The following is a 20,765-nucleotide window of genomic DNA, read 5'->3' as shown; positions in this document are numbered from 1 at the left end:
GTTGTGTGGGCCATTATAAATATTATATATCCTCGGTTGGCGGTACGCCATACGCTATCTTATAGATTTTCGAGAAATGGGAAAGGTTCTTGAAGCCTACCTCGAAACAAATCTCCGAGACCTTACGCCCCCCCTTACGTATCAGCCCATGTGCGGCTTCAAGGCGGCGTCGGATGAGCCATTCCCGGGGCGAGAGAGCGCTACATTTCTTGAAATCACGTTTAAATGTGGAGAGACTGCGTCCCGTATAGTTGGCGATTTCTTCCATGGAAATATCGTTCATATAATTCCGCTCCATAAATTCCAGTATGTCTATCTTCCATGGATCGGTAAAATCGAAGATAGAGGCATATAGATTCTTGTCGGTATTGAGCAACACATAGACGCCCTCGACCATTTTTAGTTGAAGCAATTCGTCTGTCGGTTGGATCTTGGAATTGAAATAAGGGGTCATCGACTCAAACAAGCTTACGATATCGGGACGGTTGGACGGTAGCTTGTAAAGGCTTACCTGATCTCGCTTGGCGTCTTTAGGGAGAGTATTTCGATCTAATTTGCTGTAAAAGTCGCGTAGGAACTTCATGGTGAACATCAAGAAGATCGCCTTGAACTGCTCGCCATTCCATGCTTGTTTCGTCATCTGTACGCTGAAGTCCTTGCGGATGAAAGCGCATTCTCCTTTATGTAACCGGGTGATTTGGCCTTTCTCGTCGATTACCATCTCTCCGGAGTATACATACACCAACACATGCGAATGATTCCGGTGCAGGCAGCTCTTTCCGCCATCGAAATACATCGCTAAAAATAAATCCGAGTAACGCAGTGTGTTGATCCCGTCCATCGTTCTTTAGGAAAATGGGCGACACGGGAAGATCGTGCCGCCCATTATGAGGATTTTAAAGTAACTGTTAACTGTCCACTAAATCGTTAGGCCGGCGTGATACCTTGCTCTTGCAATAGTTTCAGCCCGAGGTCTTTCAACTTGAACTTCTGTATCTTTCCGCTTCCGGTCATCGGGAAGGTATCGACGAAGAAGATGTATTTCGGGATCTTATGCCGGGCGATCTTTCCGCGGCAGAAGTCTTTCACCTCTTCCTCCGTAGCCGTCACACCATCGTGAAGGATGATAAAGGCACCCACTTCCTCTCCATATTTCTTGGAAGGAACAGCAGCTACTTGCACGTCTTTCACGCCGGGGAAATGATAGAGGAACTCCTCCAGCTCACGGGGATAGATATTCTCGCCCCCGCGGATAATCATGTCCTTGATACGGCCGGTGATACGGAAGTTTCCATTCTCATCACGAACGCCCAAGTCGCCGGAATGCAGGAAGCCATCCTTGTCGATCGCCTCATTGGTGGCGGCTTCGTTTTTATAGTAACCTTTCATGTTATTATAACCGCGGTTACACATCTCGCCCTGTACGCCGACGGGGCATTCTTCGCCGGTCTCCGGATCGATAACCCGTACCTCGGTAAATTCGAACTCATGGCCTACAGTATTATAACGCACCTCGGCCGGATCTTCGATACGGGAGTGGGTCATACCCGGTGAGGTCTCTGTCAATCCATACACGCTGGTTACACGCATATGCATCTTCTCGTCCACGGTTTTCATGAGTTCAACCGGGCAAAGCGAACCTGCCATAATACCGGTACGTAACGACGTGAGGTCGAACATCTCGAACATCGGGTGGTTCAGCTCGGCAATGAACATGGTAGGCACGCCGTACACGGCCGTGCAACGCTCTTTATGTATAGAAGCTAATACCAATAGCGGATCGAATTTCTCGACCATCACTTGCGTACATCCATGCGTCAATACGTTCATGGAAGCTAATACCACACCAAAGCAATGAAAGAGAGGTACGCAGCAACAAAGCTTATCGTCGGCGGTGAATTTCATATGCTCACCCGTCAAGAAACCGTTGTTGGCGATGTTGTAGTGAGTCAACATGACCCCTTTCGGGAAGCCGGTCGTACCGGAAGTATATTGCATATTGACAACGTCGTGGCAATTTACTCTCGCTTTGGCAGCCTCTAAGGTCTCATCCTTGATATTTTGTCCGAGGAGCAACATCTCGGGCGTATTGTACATACCCCTGTATTTCTCCTGTCCGATATATACTACATTTCTCAAGCGTGGGAAACGCTTGCTTTTCAAATACCCCCGTTGAGAGGTCTTCAATTCCGGCAACATGGTATAGACCATGTCCACGTAACTTCCATCAAACACGCCGTCCGTGATACACATCGTATGGATATCGGCGTTCTCAACCAGATATTCCAGTTCGCTTTGTTTATAGTTGGTGTTGATCGTGACTAGTACGGCACCGATCTTGGCTCCGGCATATAAGAAAGTCAGCCAATCCGGTACGTTTGTCGCCCATACGCCGACATGTGTGCCATGAGTGATACCGATCGCCAGCATGCCTTTCGCCATGTCGTCCACACGCTTGTTGAATTCGCTCCAAGTGAAACGTAAGTCACGGTCCGAATAAACGATATATTCCTTGTCCGGTGTAGTCTCGGCCCAATGTTCCAGCCATTGGCCAAGGGTTCTGTTATGTAATTCCATAAAACGCTGGATTTAATAAGGTGTATAGACAACTCCTAGGATTCGGGCCTTGTTGTCGGCTGCCGCATGTACATGATGCGCCACGATGGAATCATAATAGATGCTATCGCCTTCCTCTAGGATATAGGTGTTCTTTCCGTAATTGATCTCTACGACGCCATTCAATACGTAGATAAACTCCTCTCCCTCATGCGTGGACAGGATGAAATCCTCGCCTTCCTCGGAGGGAGCGATCTCGATCAAGAAGGGTTCCATATGGCGGCCGGACTTATCTTGCGAGAGCGAGTGGTAATCCATATGCTTGTGCCCTTGTGTCGCGTTGTTCGTGAACCCGATACCATCGGCCTCGCTGTCCTTTTTGCGGCATACGACCGGGCCTAGCTCCGCTTGGTCATCCAAGAATGTACCCAAACGTACCCCTAATACCCGTGCTATTTTGATAAGAGGGGCCAAAGATGGAAAATCCAAGTTACCCTCGATACGTTCGATCTGTTCGATACCTAACCCGGAGCGTTCGGCTACCTCCTCGATAGAGAGTTGTTTCGATTCCCGGATATTTTTAATTTTCGCGCCTATAATTTTGTTGTTTCCCATGTGTATGATTTGTTATTTATAGTCCTGTAATGTTTGATAATTTGATACTAAACGGCGCAAATTTACATTAATATTTTATTATATCTAGGATTAAGACAAATAAAAAGGGCAATACCCATTTGGGATTGCCCTTTTTAATATTTTCGAGTAAGCTTTTTCTTACTTTCTGATACCAAGTTCTTTGATGATAGCGCGGTATCTCTCGATGTCAGTCTTGATCAGATAGTCCAATAAACGACGACGTTTACCTACCAACATCTTCAATGATCTTTCCGTAGCGTAATCTTTGTGATTCACTTTCAAGTGCTCTGTCAAGTGAGAGATACGGAATGTGAACAATGCGATTTGGCTCTCAGCAGAACCTGTGTTAGTAGCTGATTTGCCATACTTTTCAAATAATTCTTGTTTCTTTGCTGAATCTAAATACATGATTCTTTTTACTTTAATAAATTAATACTATGTTATCTAAGCGGTCGCAAAGGTAGGCATTCCTTTTTGATTTGCAATAGATTCTGCTATCTTTTTTGTGTTTTGAAGCATGAATGTCATATATATATCGTAAAAATATCGTATTTTTGCAGCCAATAAATTAGTCTTCAATGCAAAAGATCAGAAACATTGCGATTATCGCGCACGTAGACCACGGCAAAACGACGCTCGTGGATAAGATGTTATTAGCCGGTAAGCTTTTCCGTGAAGGACAGGCAGAACCGGATCAGTTCATGGATAACAATGATCTGGAACGGGAACGAGGTATCACGATTCTTGCCAAGAACGTGTCTATCAATTATAAGGGATATAAGATCAATATTATTGACACTCCGGGCCACGCCGACTTTGGTGGCGAGGTGGAGCGTGTCTTGAATATGGCGGATGGTTGTTTGCTATTGGTAGACGCCTTTGAGGGGCCTATGCCGCAGACTCGTTTTGTTTTGCAAAAAGCGATTCAACTGGGTTTGAAGCCGATCGTGGTAATTAATAAGGTGGATAAGCCGAATTGCCGCCCGTCGGAAGTGCAGGAAATGGTATTCGACTTGATGTTTAGTCTGGATGCTACCGAGGAGCAGCTTGACTTCCCTACTATTTATGGTTCCGCCAAGCAGGGCTGGATGTCCGAGGATTGGAAGGAGCCGAAAGAGGATATCGCGGCTGTGCTTGATGCGATCATCAAGTATATCCCCGAACCAAAGATGTTGGAGGGTACTCCGCAGATGTTGATTACTTCTTTGGATTATTCTAAGTATGTAGGTCGTATCGCCGTAGGACGTGTACACCGTGGCGAGTTGAAAGAGGGCCAAGATGTCATGCTTTGTAAGCGTGATGGTAGTATGGTGAAATCGAGGATCAAGGAAGTGGATGTATTCGAGGGCTTGGGACGTACGAAAGTTGATTCCGTGCAGTCCGGGGATATTTGCGCTATTATCGGTATCGATGGTTTCGAGATCGGTGAGACTATCGCCGACGTGAACGAGCCGGAGCCATTGCCAACGATCGCTATCGACGAGCCTACGATGTCTATGCTTTTCACGATCAACAATTCTCCGTTCTTTGGTAAGGATGGTAAGTTTGTTACTTCCCGTCATATTTTTGACCGTTTGCAGAAAGAATTGGATAAGAACTTGGCTTTACGCGTAGTTCCTACTGATTCCGCTGATTCTTGGTTGGTATATGGCCGTGGCGTGCTTCACTTGTCTGTATTGATCGAGACGATGCGTCGTGAGGGATACGAGTTGCAGGTAGGTCAGCCTCAGGTTATCATCAAGGAGATCGATGGTGAGAAATGTGAGCCGGTAGAGCAATTGACGGTGAATCTTCCGGAGGAATGCTCTAGCCGTATTATCGATATGGTAACGAAACGTAAGGGCGAGATGACCATGATGGAAAGCAAGAATGGTCGTATGCACTTGGAGTTCACGATTCCTTCCCGTGGTATTATCGGTTTGAACAACGCTGTATTGACCGCCTCTGCCGGTGAGGCTATCATGGCACACCGTTTCTTGGAATATCAACCGTGGAAGGGTGATATCGAACGACGTATGAATGGTTCGATTATCGCTATGGAGACAGGTCAGGCTTTCGCTTATGCCCTGAATAACTTGCAATCCCGCGGACGTTTCTTCATCGCCCCGGGCGAGGAGGTTTACGCTGGACAGGTGGTTGGTGAGCATACCAAGGACAATGACTTGGTGGTAAATGTTACCAAATCCAAGAAGTTGACGAATATGCGTGCCTCTGGTTCGGACGACAAAGTTTCCTTGGCTCCTCCTATCGTATTCAGCCTAGAGGATGCGCTTGAGTACATCAAGGGCGATGAGTACGTAGAGATCACCCCGAATAATATGCGTATGCGTAAGATCATCTTGGATGAGACAGAGCGTAAGCGCCAAGGTAGATAATATATTCTTCTATTAATAGATACAAAAAACGGCGGGCCTTTAAAAAGCCCGCCGTTTTTTATATGATGTTAGGATTTTAGAGATCCTTCAATGAGTGTGTATCCTTCATTCTTTATTTTCCGGATCTTTCTTCTCTTCATCCGGAGTGGTAAATTGTATCACTAACGATTCATCTTTAGGAGTCTCATACCAATCTCCATGTGCCTTTCGGTAATCTTGGTCAAAATTATAAGCTTCGTCGATGCTTTTATTCTCTATACACCAACGGAAAGGTTGACTTTCCGAATAAGGAATATCCAATACATATGGGTATAGATCCGTATTCTTGACGTTTTTACTTACCGGTCCCTTCCCGTTATCAATGTAAGGCATGATCAGCTGAGTCGCACTATATGTTAATGTCTTTGTAATCCCACTTTCCGGTTCCTTGTCGAATTTTCTCACATTGACATATCCATTGACATCGGAGAAAAAGGGAGTTAGTCCATTGGCGTCCTTAAATCCAAATTGGTTGTGGAATGTACAGCCTTTAGCCAGTAACTGGGCATAAACATCTGCGGTACTCTTATCGGTATATGCTGTGATATTATAATATATGACAGCGTCATTGAAATCGAAATCGCCTTGGTTTGGATAATTATCTTCGAACAAGAGGAATCCTTTCTTGTTCGTTTGCGATTCTATGACGGGAGGGGTTACCGGCTCTGCCGGCTCGATGGCAACGGGATTACTTTCGATTAGACAAAGCATATCGTTGTAGTCTCCATCATAGGCCCTATAGTTTGGGCAGCGATTTTCCATTCCCAGTACATTTCCTTCAAAATCACCTTCTTGAATGTGGTGAATGAAGCCGTTTGCTACGTTTTTCTCTATTTTGAAAGAGGAATTACCATATTTTAAGGTATGGCCTACGTAATTATGGGAGAATGTCCCATTATCTGGTACTTTATTGTTATCCGGCCCATTTAATGCCGGAGTGGAGAACTGTGGACGGTCTGTGCCTCGATATACGAAGCCGACGTTGAGCCCCTTGTCGAATCTTCCCAAGGGTATTCGGGTATATTCTCCTGCTTGGGCCTTTGGCTGTTCTTCTTTGGAGTAGAATATATAATTATCGCCTTGGTTGATCGTATTGAAGTCAGTGACTTGGATAGCACCATTAGTTTTTCCATAGAAGGTGCAGTCATCTAAAGTAAGGTTCTCCATCTTCTCGGAGGGATATGTATAGAACCAAATTTTACCATGCATATTACTGTTGCCTTTGGACATTCCTCCGTCGCTTATATAGGTTAGCCAAATATCCGCTTTCTCAAAGCTACTGGTAAAAACGGTTTCCGTGATTTTTAGATCAGAACATCTATATAAATCTTCGCTTTTCACATTGTATGACTTTTCCGGGAAGTATTTGTTATTGATCAGATGAAGGACTTCATCACTGATCGCATTTGTAGCCCGTAAACTGCTTTTGGTTCCGCTACCGATCGTGATATCCTTTACATCGCTCTCGATAAGTTCCCCATCCCCTCTTAGGATATAGAGTTTCTTTACGTGTGTAGGTACTTCCAGAGCCATAAGGATCGGAGTTTTACCAATTAAATAAGGATCTTTGACTAAAGAGCCTTCCTCATAAGGATATTCATAATAAATAGAATATAGGGTCCCTTCATGCTGAGAAGATATGTTAACCTGTATGTTCTCGAAATTCTCGAACTGGGCTATGTAATCTTCTTCTTTGGTAGGTTCTTGAGGATCTACCGAGGGGTCTTCTCCTTGATAAATGTCATGCTTAACGCATGATTCCATAAGGAAGAGCAGACAAAATACCCACACCATTTGTTTCCAGATTTGTGATCTCATAATTTCTTTACCCTATTTGATTAATATTTACAACAACTTTATTGAATTTTGCAAATCTACGGATTTATTTTATAAAAAGTCATTGATAATCAATATTTATTTTGAAGTGTTGCAATATTCTGAAATATAGGCTTGAGTGGGTGGAATATAAAAAAACCCCATCCAAAAGGATGAGGTCTTTTTCTTATTTAGAAAGAATATTTTCTAATTATTTTACTAAAGCTGAGAAGTCAGAGTTAGTCGCATATTTAGCGAACTCTAAGTCGATAGCAGCTTCCTTAGCCAAGCTCTTGTCAGCAGCGATAGCGGCCTTCAAGTTGCTTACTACACCGTTAGCGTCGTTTGTACGAGCAGCAACAACAGCCTTCAAGTAAGAGGTGATAGCATCAGGTTTAGCAACACCGTTCAAAGTCTGAGAAGCCTTGCTGTAATCCTTAACCAAGATCTGAGCCAAAGCAGCGTTGTTAGTCTTAACAGAACCGAAAGAGTTAACAGCCTTAGCATATTCGCCTTGCTCTAAGTAAAGAACGCCAAGAGCCTCGCTCAATTCGTTTACGCCGGCAGCGTTACCGAACAATTGTTGAGCCTTAGCTTGGTCACCCTTCGTTAATGCGATCAAACCTAAGTTCATGTTAGCGGAAGCGTTATTCTTAACAGAGTTAGACTTGTTAAACATTTGCTCAGCCTTAGCCAAATCACCAGCCTTGAATGCCATCATACCGATGTTGTTCCAAGTGCGGTAGCAGTTAGGATACAATTCAGAAGCTTTTGTATAGATAGCCATCTTCTCACCGTCGTTGTTAGTCAATGTAGCGGCGTAAAGGATTTCCTCGATATTCAACTCAGAAGGATTGCTCTTAGCCAAAGCGCTGATCTCGTCGTCAGACTTACCGATGATCTCGATGTTAGCGGTCAAACGAGAACGACGTAATTGCGGAAGGATAGTCTCAGCCAAGTCAGAGTAAACAGCGGAGATATTCTTGATTTCTTTCTCTCTTGTCTCAGGATCTTGGTACATAGAGATCACACGCAATACTAAGTCTTTATCTTGCAAGTTAGAAGCAGAAACTAATTCCTTGAAGCCTTCCCAGTCTTGAGCTGTGTAACGAGCGTCAACCGGAGCGTCAACTTTCATCTTCTTCAATTCCTTGTTCAAATATTTCGTAGTGTTTCCTTCACGATTCTCAGCCAACGTGTTGTTCAATTTGAAACCACCATCAGGAGAAGCGTAAGCGCTGATCTCGATAGCTACATTCTGGTTCGGAGCCTCGTCTGCGTTCTTAACAAGATCTTTCCATTCTTTGATAGCGTCAGAATTCAATTCTTGAGCGCGAAGGTTAGCTTGTTGGATCAAGAACATGATGTTAGCGTCATGAGCCTCTTTGATAATACGTTGGAATTTATCAGCTGCGATAGCTGCTGTAGCAGTAGCTGCGTCTGCCAATTCGGAAGTAGCGATAACGCCTTCACCGATCTTTACGTCCGGCAATTTAACAGTCTTGTTTTTGATCTTCGCGTCGAAAGTCAAATACAATTCTGATTTTTTCATCTCGGGTTTGTAAGTGAAAGAAGACTTCATAGTTACGTTAGCGCCTTCTTTTTGAGGGATTACTTGGTTGTTACCTTTTACTTTCTCACCTTGGTAAGTGTAAGAAGTGCCCCAAGCTTCGCCACCCTGGTAACGCAATACCGGAGTTACAGTTACAACAGCTTTCTTGTTGAACCATTTAGCGGGGAAAGTCGCGTTGATCGTTACAGGAACTTTGCCTCCGATAGCCTCTAGCGGCTGCGGCTCTGCTTTAATGTACTGTTCTGCCAACGGTTTCAACTTGTTTGAACAAGAAGAAAGAGTTAAAATGGCTGCCAATACGAAGAATGGCAATAAAAACTTTTTGTTCATAATCTTGATGTAAGTTTAAAATGTTACTATGTTAATATATTCACTTCCAAATTATCCCTTAGCCATTATCGTGCAAAACTAAAGTATTTTTTTGTTATGGATAGCAAAGAAGCGATAAAATCTTTTTAATTAATACTTATTAATGAATCCTAGGCTTGTTTTATACATAAAATATGGGTAGAATTATTGAAAAAATATGGCTGTGTACCTCTTGCCATTCTTTTCAATGGATGGTTTCCCAGAACTCTTATTGTATATTTTTTGATTAAAATATAATCTTTTGTGTATAATGCTCCTCGCCATAATGCACGGTTAGAAAGTAGACTCCAGATGTTAATTTTAGGAAATGGAGTGTAGCTTGCCTGTCCGTGATCTCTCCGTTTTCCGACACTTTTCCTTGTGCCGAGTGCAATGTATAAGTCGCTTTCTCCATTCCATCCGGCAAAACAAGGTGTACCATGCCTTTCTCCGGACCGAGATGAATGAGTACCTGCTCGTTCGCCTCGAGCTTTTCGTTGCTGATGGGGTTACCGTATTGAATGACGGGATCGATAAACAAGGAGGTGCTAAAACCTGCTTGCGTATATTCGGTAGCTTGTCTCCAGCCGTTTTTATCATGAACCCAAGCCGTATTCCGGGTCGTTTTGCCTTTGGGCAAATTGTAAGCGGAGAAATACGTGTTCTCCGGGACGCTCTTGAGCTTATAGCCGATGTAGAACTTTCCGCTGACGTTCACGGGCTTGGAGAAATGGATATAACTTTCCTGTGACCGATTTAGGGATTTAGCGGTCTCAATAAACGTATCGTCCAATATCGATTTATTGCTATAGGTGGGTTGGAATGTCTCCGTATATAATAATGTAGAGGGCTTAGAGTCGCCGCTGTAAACGGTAACTTCCACTTCCATCTGTTTGTAATTCGCTCCGGCAGGCGGTGTTACGAAATAAGCTCCGTATAAGGTACCCGCTTCGGCTACTTGGTAAGCTTCCGCATATTCAGTGATATTGGCGGGGTTGTTCCCGAATAAATACGCTTTTTCAGACCCGGGATAGAGCGTACATTCGGCGTTTTCTTGATTACCGGAGTCATAGATGTTGCTCAACCGGAAACAAGGGGCTGATTTATACGGATCAAGTCCCTCACAAACCTTGGTCTCGTCATTGGACGGGTTCAGCCAATATTTGAGCTGTCTCTCGGGGGTATCGATTGCGTCCCATGGTTTCATCAAAGAGAAGAAGTAATCATCCTTCGGGCTATTCTCGCTGGACTGCCCGCCGGATAACGCTCCGATAATCTCTCCGTCGGCATTGAATAAAGGAGATCCGGAGGAACCGCTGGCCGTATAACCTACTTCCCAAGTCTTGACATGCCAATGAGCGTTCTTGTAAAAAATCATGTTTGGATCTGTCAAGGTAAAGGGAGCCAGATCCTCATCGGATATACTGATTCGCTTTACCGAGTATTGGGGATGTTGGATGCACGTATAGGGGGCAGGTCCTACCTCTTGTGCGTTCCAGCCCGCGTAATAAGGCCTGTAATAAACCGGAGGTGTGGCGGTAAGTTCCAACAAGGCCATGTCTGCCATTTCATTAACCGCCTTGAAGTAAGTGGATGCGGTAGACATCTCTTCTGTTCCCCTTAGGATCGGGTCGCAGAAAGGACTGTTGAAGTTGAAAAAGCAGACGATGCTTCCGGCTATTTTCTCATAATCGGGGTTTTTCATCGTGAATTGCTTGTTCAGGCAATGGGAGGCGGTGAGTAGATAAGGCTTTCCGTCATTGTCCGTATTATTTATCAGGGTGCCCGTGCACCCTACGCTTCCGTCTATGATCAGGAGAACGACGCTTTGCCCCCATTGGGCGTAATCGTTTGTCCCATCTTGATAGCAAGCTAACGGTGGAATTTTACCGATCAGTGAGGTGTTGTCTCCCGGTTCTAACCCCCGCAAGCTCCGGTAGCCATGGTTGACTTCCCCGACGGTCAGTCTTCCTTGAAAAGAGGCGTTAGCCGGTTCTTGATATTCTATGATCAGGCGATCCCCTTGGATAGGAGAGACCGGCAATAGGTTTAACTCCGAGTTGTTTAGGTGATTGAACGAGCCTAATATCTGTGTCTGGTCCTCATTATATAGGAAGAGCTGGGCGCCTTCGGGCAGTTCATATTCCGTGAAGAGCACGTTGATGGAAAGGGCCCCGGGCGAGTAGATCCCGAGTCTCCATACACGTGTCCCATCCGGCCCGGTGAAAGTTACGCCCGAGTTGTACCGATTGTAATCCGTTATGAATTTATAGGCAAAACGGAAACCGCTTCTTAGGTCGCTCTCATTCAGCGAGTCGATACGCAATTCCTCTTGAACGTCGAACGGAGGCATTTCTTTAAACATCTGTCCGTTTGTACTTCGCATGAGCGATAGCGGAAGCGGGCGGCCTCCGTGGCTAACCTGCGCTTTCAGATTTCCTTGAAAACCGAGCATCGTTAGCAGGAATATAATGTATAAAGAGGTCAACTTTTTCATATCGGGCAAATATAACTATATTTCTTTACCCCATGATCTATATATCAAGTTTTTTCGCTAAGTTTGCCAATCGAAAAGTACGGACAAACTTAAATAAAACCAATATATAATTAAATTCTAAAGATATGGCAACACCTCCGTTTCACTACGAGCCGATGTTCCAAAAGGGACCGGACACAACAGAGTATTATTTGCTTACAAAAGATTATGTTTCCGTTTCTGAGTTTGAAGGAAAACCGATCTTGAAAGTCGCTAAAGAAGGTTTGACCGCTATGGCTAACGCCGCTTTCCGCGACGTATCATTCATGCTTCGCCGTTCTCACAACGAGCAGGTCGCTAAGATCCTAAGCGATCCGGAAGCTACGGACAACGATAAGTACGTGGCCTTGACATTCCTTCGCAACGCCGAGGTAGCGGCTAAAGGCGTACTTCCTTTCTGCCAAGATACCGGTACGGCTATTATCCACGGCGAGAAGGGCCAGCAGGTCTGGACCGGTTACTGTGATGAAGAAGCGCTTTCCTTAGGTGTTTACAAGACCTACACGGAAGAGAACCTTCGTTACTCCCAGAACGCTCCGCTGAATATGTACGATGAGGTAAATACGAAATGTAACTTGCCGGCCCAGATCGATATCGAGGCTACGGAAGGCATGGAGTATGAGTTCCTTTGCGTGACAAAAGGAGGTGGTTCCGCCAATAAGACTTATTTATACCAAGAGACAAAAGCGATCTTGAATCCGGGTACATTGGTTCCCTTCCTCGTAGAGAAGATCAAGACATTGGGTACGGCCGCTTGTCCTCCGTATCATATAGCGATCGTGATTGGCGGTACTTCCGCTGAGAAGAATTTATTGACGGTGAAGTTGGCATCTACCCGTTTCTATGATAGCTTGCCTACGACCGGTAGCGAGGGTGGCCGTGCTTTCCGCGACGTGGAGTTGGAGAAAGAGGTATTGGCCGCCGCCCAGAATATTGGCTTGGGCGCTCAATTCGGTGGTAAATATCTGGCACATGATGTTCGCATCATCCGTTTGCCTCGCCATGGCGCTTCTTGCCCGGTAGGTTTGGGTGTAAGTTGCTCTGCGGACCGTAATATTAAATGTAAGATCAATAAGGAAGGTATCTGGATCGAGAAGTTGGATAGCCATCCCGGCGAATTGATTCCGGAGGAACTTCGCCAAGCGGGTGAGGGCGACGCTGTCAAGATCAACTTGAACCAACCGATGGCGGATATCTTGAAGGAATTGGATAAATATCCGGTATCTACTCGTTTGTCATTGAACGGAACGATCATCGTGGGCCGTGATATCGCTCACGCTAAACTGAAGGAGCGTCTGGACCGTGGCGAGGATCTCCCCCAATATATCAAGGATCATCCTATTTATTACGCGGGCCCGGCTAAGACTCCGGCAGGTATGGCTTGTGGCTCTATGGGCCCGACGACCGCGGGTCGTATGGACTCATACGTTGACTTGTTCCAGAGCCATGGCGGTAGCATGATCATGTTGGCGAAGGGTAACCGTAGCCAGCAAGTTACGGACGCTTGTAAGAATCACGGCGGTTTCTACCTAGGATCTATCGGTGGCCCCGCGGCTATCTTGGCTCAGAACAATATCAAGAGCATCGAGTGCGTGGAATATCCGGAATTGGGTATGGAAGCGATCTGGAAGATCGAGGTAGAGAACTTCCCCGCGTTTATCTTGGTAGATAACAAGGGTAATGACTTCTTCAAGCAGATCAAGCCTCGTTGCTGATTCCTTGATCGGTAAAGATAAATGAAAAGCGGTATCCGGCGGCAAGCTGGATACCGCTTTTTTCTAAAAAAAAAGTCGTACGTGTTTTTTTAATAGGTTAATCCCACGATCCACAGCGGTAGTTTCTTGCCGGTGGCGAACTCCATATTGTCAGCCAAGATGAAGGAATCGGGGAGATCCGCTATTTGCTTGAATGTTTTATCCGCTCCTCCTACCTCGAAGGTATAGGTATGGTCTACGATAAAGTCACCTTTTGTTTTTCCATATTCCACGTTATGATTTACGGATAACTGGTTGACGACAAAAGTTTCCCTTGCCGTCCCGATCTGTACGGGAGCGGAAGCTATGGCGTACAATAGGTTGGGATTCTGTAGGTAAATCTTATCCGGTTTTTGCATCTTTTTGACAGATAGTAAATCCGAGTACAATAACTTGAGCAATTCCGCCTTGTCCAAATTCTGTAAGTAATTGATGACAGAGTTTCGGGAAAGTCCGATCATTCCCGCTAGTTTCGTGATGTCCAGCTCATAAGGAACAGAGGTAGCTAAGATACCCATCAAAGCCTTTAGCTTCCGTGTATAGGCAGGATCTACGCCACACAGCAACGGGAGTTCCTGCTCAATAATGAGATTGACCACATTCTCGATATTAATATAATAATCTTCTCTGTTACCCGTAAAAAAGGGGTAATACCCTTCGTGGAGATATTCGTTAAACATTTGTACGGGGCGACATTTCTCATTTATTTCCCGGCAAATGTTTCCTGGATTTTCCAGTATCGTTTGTAGGGAATAGACAGGTATATCAATTTGCTTATAGAACATGAGAAATTCCCGGAAAGAAAGTCCGTACATATTATATGGTAGGCAACGTCTGGAAAGATCGGCATCCGCATTCAATATATTCAATAGGGAAGAACCGCTAAAAACAATTCGTAGAGATGGATACAGGTCGTAGGCCTCTTTTATCTCTTTACTCCAAGTGGGATATTTATGTACTTCATCAAGGAATAATTGTTTTCCTCCTTGCAAATAGAACCGCTCAATCAGTTCAGATAGGGTGTGATTACTGAAATAGATGCTGTCGAGCGTGCAATAAAGTACCTCCCTGCTTCCCGGCTGGAAATTCAGTTTGATGTATTGCAACATGAGTGTTGTTTTTCCGACACCCCTTGATCCTCTGATGGCGATCAGAGGATTATCCCAGTGAATTTGGTTCATGAGTTCCCTTATGATATGGGTACTCGTTTGTGCCAGTAATCGTTCTTGTTTAATAAATAGACTATCCATACGCTGATTGATTGAATGACAAATATACGATTTATTCAAGATAGATAGCAAAAAGTACATGGATTTGTTAAGGGCAAAAAGCAAATCTGGTATTTTTTTGTTAAGAGTAAAAAGCAAAACCTGTAAGTATCCGGTCGTAGCGTACTTTGCGTATTGGCTTTCAAAAGTTTGTATAAATATCAATGAAACTATTACACTTTAATTTTTTACCTTTGTTGCGTTTAAGTGATAAAACAGATTTCCAATGCCTCGTATATACATCCTCTTGATGTCGGTCTTGATCTCGGCTTTTTATGCTTGCGATCATCGGGGGAAGCCTTACCCCGCTACCCTGTCACGGATCGAATCCCTTGCGGATACAAATCCGGAGGAAGCCCGCCCTTTGTTGGATCGATTGCGGGATAGCCTTTCGTCCTTTGATGAGGAACAGCGTATGTATTATGACTTGCTCGACTTGAAGGTCAATGATAAGATGTATGTCCGGCATACTTCTGATTCTTTGATCAAACGAATCACCGCTTTCTATGAGACATATGGCGATCGAGACAAATTACTAGAGTCTTATTACTATATGGGCCGTGTCTACCGGGATTTGAATGATGCCCCGGAAGCGTTGAAGTATTTCCAAAAGGCATTGGATGTGGCGGGGGATACGAGAAAGTACCGATTATTGTCCAATGTCTATTCGCAGATGGGTACGCTTTATGATTATCAGAATGTATATGAAGAGGCGATCCGTATGTATGAGAAAGCGGCTGAGTATAAATTACTGAAAGGAGATAGTACTAGTTTTTCTCTTGTGCTGAGAGATATTGCCCGAGTATATGATATGGTCGATAAGAATGACAGTGCGCTTCTCTATTTTCAAAAAGCGGCAATTATAGCGAATGAAACAGGAAATAGACATCGATATTCCGGTATATTGACTGAGCTGGGTGATCTTTACCGGGAATTGGTAATGTATGATAAAGCTTTGGAATGTTTGTCTGAATCATTAAAAGATTCCGTAGACCGGAATATGTATCCTACTTATTCGGTTTTGGGGAATACTTATTTAGAACTCAATAAATTGGATTCTGCCGATTACTATTTAAGAAAGTGCCTGGATAGTCCTAACTTACATGTTAGAGACGCTATTTATGAGTACTTGTCGCTTTTGTATGAGCGTCGGTTGAATTATCGGGAGGCTATTCGCTATGTCCGTCTTGGCCAGCAAGTGCAAGATTCCATCCGCAAGATAACCGATTCGGAGGAAATCCGTAAAATGACCTCTTTATATAATTATCAAAAGCGGGAAACTGAGAATTTACGGCTAAAGGGCGAGAATGACCGGATGCAGATTCGTATTTACCGGATATTATCCTTGTTCGGATTGGGGCTTTCGATAACCTTATTGTTTATATATAGACTGAAACGGCAGAAAGAGCGGTTGGCTAGGCAGTTTGAGGCGCTTCAGCGGGAAAAGCAAGAACAATATGAGAGAAGTTTTCAATATGTAGAAGCGAATAACGCGAAATTGAATGAATTGGGAACCTTACTATCTAAAGACCATGAAGATACAAATTCATTGCTTCATGTGCGAAAAGAACTTTTGCAAGTGACCAATGAACAAATACAGTTGCGGCGTACCGAGCGTGATTTGTTAGAGTCGGATTTAAGGCATTCGGATATCTATATGAAATTCCATTCCACGAATGAGGCAGATCAGATAATCAGGGAAGAAGATTGGAATGCTTTACGGAAGGAGTTAGATAAGACATACAATAATTTTACGAATCGTCTATATCAGTTATATTCGGGAATGTCATTGATAGAACTCCGGATTTGTTACTTGATAAAGATATCAGTCAAGGTAACTGATATGGCAAAAATCTTGGGTCGCTCCAAACCCTCCGTATCCTCATCCCGTAAACGGCTTTATAAAAAAATAAAGGGAGAGGATGGAACCCCGAATGAACTGGATGAATTAATCGCTGGTCTTTAGCCTTATACAACTCTGCGAACAAAAAGCGAACAAAAAGCGAACAGTGTTTTAGCCCCGAATCCAACCTTATCGGATACTTTTGCAGTCAAAAAATGAATGGGATGAAAAGAATTTTACTTTTGACTTTGTTGAGTTGCGTGGGCTTGTGTACACAAATATTGAGTGTTTTTGCCCAACAAGGAGAGAAAAGTGTCGGGATAAATGTGGGTTACGGCACAGCAAGTAGTTTTGAGTCGTTTCGCTTAGGTGCTGAGTTCAATTGGAACGCAACGGATCATATTCGTTTGTCGCCTTCTTTCGATTGCTATTTTGCCAGTAGTACCTCTTATGTGGTTAGTGCGGATGTACATTATTTATTTCCGATAAAAAACACATGGCAGGTTTATCCTTTGCTGGGAGTCACTTATACTCATTTCATGACTAATGAATTTGGGGGAAATATTGGAGCTGGTGTGGAATATCCGATTTCCTCGTCTTTTTATGTAAGTGCCGAAGGGAAATACCAGCTTACGAAGGATTTCCAGCAATTTGCTTTGGCGGCAGGTGTAGCCTATAAGTTTTAATAGGTCATTTGATACATCGTTCGACGGAGTATAAAGACTAAATTCGTTGGGAGAACGAGATATAAGAACTTCTTAGGAGATGGTAACGTCCTATAAAATAAAATCCCGGATAGCGTTTAATCTACCCGGGATTATATATTAATGTATAAGACCTTACTTAGTCTCTGTACTCCCTGCGAGGTTCGCAATCATTACGATCTTGATGAGGACCACGGTCTCCAGACGCTTCCAGCCGATCTCGGAAATGTGAAGCAGATCATCCTTGCCCGATATAAACTCAACGAACGTACCGTAAGGTATAAGAGAAGCGTTATCCCTCAAAAGGCATGTTTGGCAACATGATCCTAAATTATCAGTAGTACTTACCTTGCCAACGCAGTATATCTTCTATGCCACTTGCAGTATATATCCCATGGATAAGTAAGTAGTACTGACTTTTCCGGCATGAGAAAAGCGTTTCCCTTAGGCGAACAAATAGTTTCTCCTAGGGAAAACTAAAGTTTCGTAAGCACAAAACTAAGGTTTCCTCATGAGGAAACAAATGTTTCCATAGCGGAAAACTTTTGTTTTATACCAAGAAAAACTATAAATGTCAATTAATCAGTTTTTTAGATGATATATGAAGCATGACCAAATAGATAGCTTGCCGGCTAAGCAATGTCTCCGTCTTCGGTCGCTTCTTGAAAAAGATAGGACTAATAATACGGTTGGCGAGTAGGGGACGGTGGTGTTTTGTGATTGAAAAGTAGTAAATGGTGGTAGATACGAGCCGATAGTGGTAGATGCTATTTATCTACCACCACCCGATAAATAACTTATGACCAATTGATTATAGCTATAGTTGTAGGTGTGGTAGATGATTTGATAAAAAAATCCCGGATAGTGTTTAATCTACCCGGGATTATATATAATGTATAAGACCTTATCTTAGTCTCTGTACTCCCTGCGAGGTCCGCGATCACCACGATCCTGACGAGGACCACGGTCTCCACGATCTTGGCGAGGTCCACGCTCACCTCTTTCTGGTCTTGGCGGACGTTCCTCGTAACCTTCCGGTTTCGGAAGCAATACCTTGCGGGAAAGTTTGAACTTGCCTGTCTTCGGATCGATATCAACCAACTTGACAGAAACCGTATCGCCTTCCTTCAAGCCGGCTTGCTCAACGGTCTCCAGACGTTTCCAATCGATCTCGGAAATGTGAAGCAAACCATCCTTACCCGGCATGAACTCAACGAATGCACCATAAGGCATGATAGAGGAAATCTTTCCTTCATAAACCTCTCCGATCTCAGGAACAGCGACGATAGCCTTGATCGCCTTGACAGCCGCGTCGATCGTAGCCTTATTCGTGCCGGAGATCTCGATCTTTCCTACGCCGTCTACCTCATCGATAGATACCGTAGCTCCCGTTTTCTCTTGGATACCTTGGATGATCTTACCGCCCGGGCCGATTACCGCACCGATGAATTCCTTACCGATAATCATCGTCTCGATACGAGGTGCATGAGGTTTCAAATCCTCACGAGCTTCCGGTTGAGCCTCCAATATCTTGCCCAAGATATGCATACGACCCTCTTTAGCTTGAGCCAAAGCATTCTCAAGGATCTCGTAAGACAAACCGTCTACCTTGATATCCATCTGAGTTGCCGTGATACCGTCTTTCGTACCCGTTACCTTGAAGTCCATATCACCCAAGTGATCCTCGTCGCCTAAGATATCAGACAAGATCGCGTAGTTCGTACCCTTGTTCTCGGAGATCAATCCCATAGCGATACCGGATACCGGTTTCTTCATCGGGACACCTGCGTCTCTCAACGCCAAGGTACCGGCGCAAACCGTAGCCATAGAAGAAGAACCGTTAGACTCCAAGATATCGGAGATTACACGTACTACATACGGATAGTTGTCCGGGATCATACGTTTCAGCGCACGGTGAGCCAAGTTGCCGTGTCCGATCTCACGACGGCCTACGCCACGTGTTGCTTTGGCCTCGCCTGTGGAGAATGGGGGGAAGTTATAATGTAAAAGGAAACGCTCGTATCCATGGTTCAATACGTCGTCTATCATTTTCTCATCAGACTTCGTACCTAAAGTTACCGTAGATAAAGACTGTGTCTCTCCACGTGTAAAGATAGCGGAACCGTGAGGACCCGGCAGGCAATCTGTCTCGATCCAGATCGGACGGATCTCGGTAGTCTTACGACCATCCAAACGCTTACCCTCATCAAGGATGGCACGGCGCATAGCCTCTTTCTCTACATCGTGATAGTAGCGACCGATCATTTCCAGTTTCTCGTCCGTCAACTCCTCCTCGGAGAATTGAGCCTTGTATTCTTCTACGATTTTCTCGAATGCCTCGCTGCGTTCGTGCTTGCCGCTACCAGATGTGGCTACGGCGTAAGCCTTGGCGTAACATTTGTCGTGTACGTCCTTGCGCAACTCGTCATCGTTTACCTCGTGGCAATATTCACGTTTTACCAATTTGCCGCAAGCCTCGGATAATTCCAATTGAGCCTTGCATTGTACCTTGATAGCCTCGTGAGCGACCTTGATAGCCTCAAGCATCTCAGATTCCTGAACCTCGTTCATTTCACCCTCAACCATCATGATGTTGTCTATGGTAGCGGCAACCATGATGTCGATATCAGCTTTCTCCAATTCTGCGGAAGTTGGGTTGACGATGTATTTTCCATCCGTACGAGCTACGCGAACCTCAGAGATCGGTCCGTTAAAAGGAATATCAGAAACTGCCAAAGCGGCGGAAGCGGCCAAACCTGCTAATGCGTCCGGCAAATCTTCGCCATCAGCGGAGAACAATATAATATTTACATATACCTCAGCGTGGTAGTTGTCTGGGAAAAGAGGACGCAACGCACGGTCTACTAAACGAGATGTGAGGATTTCATAATCAGAAGCTTTTCCTTCTCTTTTTGTAAAACCTCCGGGGAAACGTCCAAAAGCGGAGTATTTCTCTTTGTATTCTACTTGCAACGGCATGAAGTCAACACCCGGGTTCGCGTCTTTAGCGGCACAAACAGTGGCGAGCAACACGGTGTTGTTCATACGAACGGTAACCGCTCCGTCCGCCTGTTTGGCCAATTTCCCGGTTTCGATGGTAATGGTTCTTCCATCACCTAACTCGATCGTCTTGTTAATTGGATTAAGCATAATCTTTTTTCTTATTTTTCTATCTGTCAAAAATTGGTGCAAATGTAATGAAAGTTTACCTGTAATTGCATGAAAATGAAAAGAAATAACAGTCTTAAAGCACTTTTTTTGAAAAAAGCCTTGAAGAAATACGGAATAATAGTGCCACAATTGTAAAATAATGTATAT

At 44.4% G+C, this 20,765-nt stretch carries 14 protein-coding genes; 4 read left to right on the top strand and 10 right to left on the bottom strand.

Annotated features, from left to right (window positions below):
* Positions 1-22 precede the first annotated feature (22 nt).
* From BDI_RS13860 to rpsO, 4 genes are all read right to left on the bottom strand, one after another.
* A complete protein-coding gene (locus tag BDI_RS13860; protein WP_005860794.1) occupies positions 23-841 on the bottom strand; it encodes a helix-turn-helix domain-containing protein in 819 nt (272 codons plus the stop codon).
* An 86-nt stretch (positions 842-927) separates the two neighbouring features.
* Positions 928-2,577 (bottom strand): AMP-binding protein, encoded by a 1,650-nt coding sequence (locus tag BDI_RS13855; RefSeq protein ID WP_011966977.1) that lies wholly within the window; start codon positions 2,575-2,577, stop codon positions 928-930.
* Between the two features lie 12 nt (positions 2,578-2,589).
* Entirely contained in the window at positions 2,590-3,171 is a 582-nt protein-coding gene (locus BDI_RS13850) for a helix-turn-helix domain-containing protein (RefSeq protein WP_005860798.1), read from the bottom strand.
* A gap of 159 nt (positions 3,172-3,330) precedes the next feature.
* Positions 3,331-3,600: a 30S ribosomal protein S15 gene (rpsO, locus tag BDI_RS13845; protein WP_005860800.1), complete on the bottom strand. Its 270-nt coding sequence runs from the start codon at positions 3,598-3,600 to the stop codon at positions 3,331-3,333.
* A 170-nt stretch (positions 3,601-3,770) separates the two neighbouring features.
* On the opposite strand from rpsO, the gene typA reads away from it, so the two are divergent.
* The gene (typA, locus tag BDI_RS13840) at positions 3,771-5,567 is read left to right on the top strand and encodes a translational GTPase TypA (protein WP_005860802.1); all 1,797 of its coding nucleotides are present in this window, start codon (positions 3,771-3,773) and stop codon (positions 5,565-5,567) included.
* A 105-nt stretch (positions 5,568-5,672) separates the two neighbouring features.
* Here typA and BDI_RS13835 read toward each other — a convergent pair whose 3' ends face one another.
* From BDI_RS13835 to BDI_RS13825, 3 genes are all read right to left on the bottom strand, one after another.
* Positions 5,673-7,424, bottom strand: coding sequence for an LruC domain-containing protein (locus BDI_RS13835; RefSeq protein WP_011966976.1), 1,752 nt, complete (start codon positions 7,422-7,424; stop codon positions 5,673-5,675).
* Positions 7,425-7,632: 208 nt separating this feature from the next.
* A complete protein-coding gene (locus tag BDI_RS13830) occupies positions 7,633-9,324 on the bottom strand; it encodes a hypothetical protein (RefSeq protein WP_011966975.1) in 1,692 nt (563 codons plus the stop codon).
* Between the two features lie 265 nt (positions 9,325-9,589).
* Positions 9,590-11,839 (bottom strand): trypsin-like peptidase domain-containing protein, encoded by a 2,250-nt coding sequence (locus BDI_RS13825; RefSeq protein ID WP_005860808.1) that lies wholly within the window; start codon positions 11,837-11,839, stop codon positions 9,590-9,592.
* 125 nt (positions 11,840-11,964) lie between these two features.
* Here BDI_RS13825 and BDI_RS13820 point away from each other — a divergent pair, with 125 nt between their 5' ends.
* Entirely contained in the window at positions 11,965-13,593 is a 1,629-nt protein-coding gene (locus BDI_RS13820) for a fumarate hydratase (protein ID WP_005860810.1), read from the top strand.
* A gap of 89 nt (positions 13,594-13,682) precedes the next feature.
* On the opposite strand, the gene BDI_RS13815 is transcribed toward BDI_RS13820, so the two are convergent.
* Positions 13,683-14,882 (bottom strand): ATP-binding protein, encoded by a 1,200-nt coding sequence (locus tag BDI_RS13815; RefSeq protein ID WP_049762390.1) that lies wholly within the window; start codon positions 14,880-14,882, stop codon positions 13,683-13,685.
* Positions 14,883-15,126: 244 nt separating this feature from the next.
* Between BDI_RS13815 and BDI_RS13810 the strand changes: the two genes are divergently transcribed.
* Entirely contained in the window at positions 15,127-16,866 is a 1,740-nt protein-coding gene (locus tag BDI_RS13810) for a tetratricopeptide repeat protein (protein WP_005860814.1), read from the top strand.
* Positions 16,867-16,967: 101 nt separating this feature from the next.
* On the top strand, positions 16,968-17,429 hold the full coding sequence (locus BDI_RS13805; RefSeq protein WP_005860816.1) for an outer membrane beta-barrel protein: 462 nt from the start codon (positions 16,968-16,970) through the stop codon (positions 17,427-17,429).
* 153 nt (positions 17,430-17,582) lie between these two features.
* Here the strand turns inward: BDI_RS13805 and BDI_RS20930 are convergent, their stop codons facing one another.
* Both BDI_RS20930 and pnp read right to left on the bottom strand, forming a co-directional pair.
* Complete coding sequence (locus BDI_RS20930; protein ID WP_011966973.1) at positions 17,583-17,750, bottom strand: hypothetical protein; 168 nt, start codon at positions 17,748-17,750, stop codon at positions 17,583-17,585.
* Positions 17,751-18,356: 606 nt separating this feature from the next.
* A complete protein-coding gene (gene pnp / locus BDI_RS13795; protein WP_005860818.1) occupies positions 18,357-20,597 on the bottom strand; it encodes a polyribonucleotide nucleotidyltransferase in 2,241 nt (746 codons plus the stop codon).
* Positions 20,598-20,765 lie beyond the last annotated feature (168 nt).

The organism is Parabacteroides distasonis ATCC 8503 (assembly GCF_000012845.1).
GTDB lineage: Bacteria > Bacteroidota > Bacteroidia > Bacteroidales > Tannerellaceae > Parabacteroides > Parabacteroides distasonis.
This window is presented reverse-complemented; position numbering and strand designations above follow the sequence as displayed.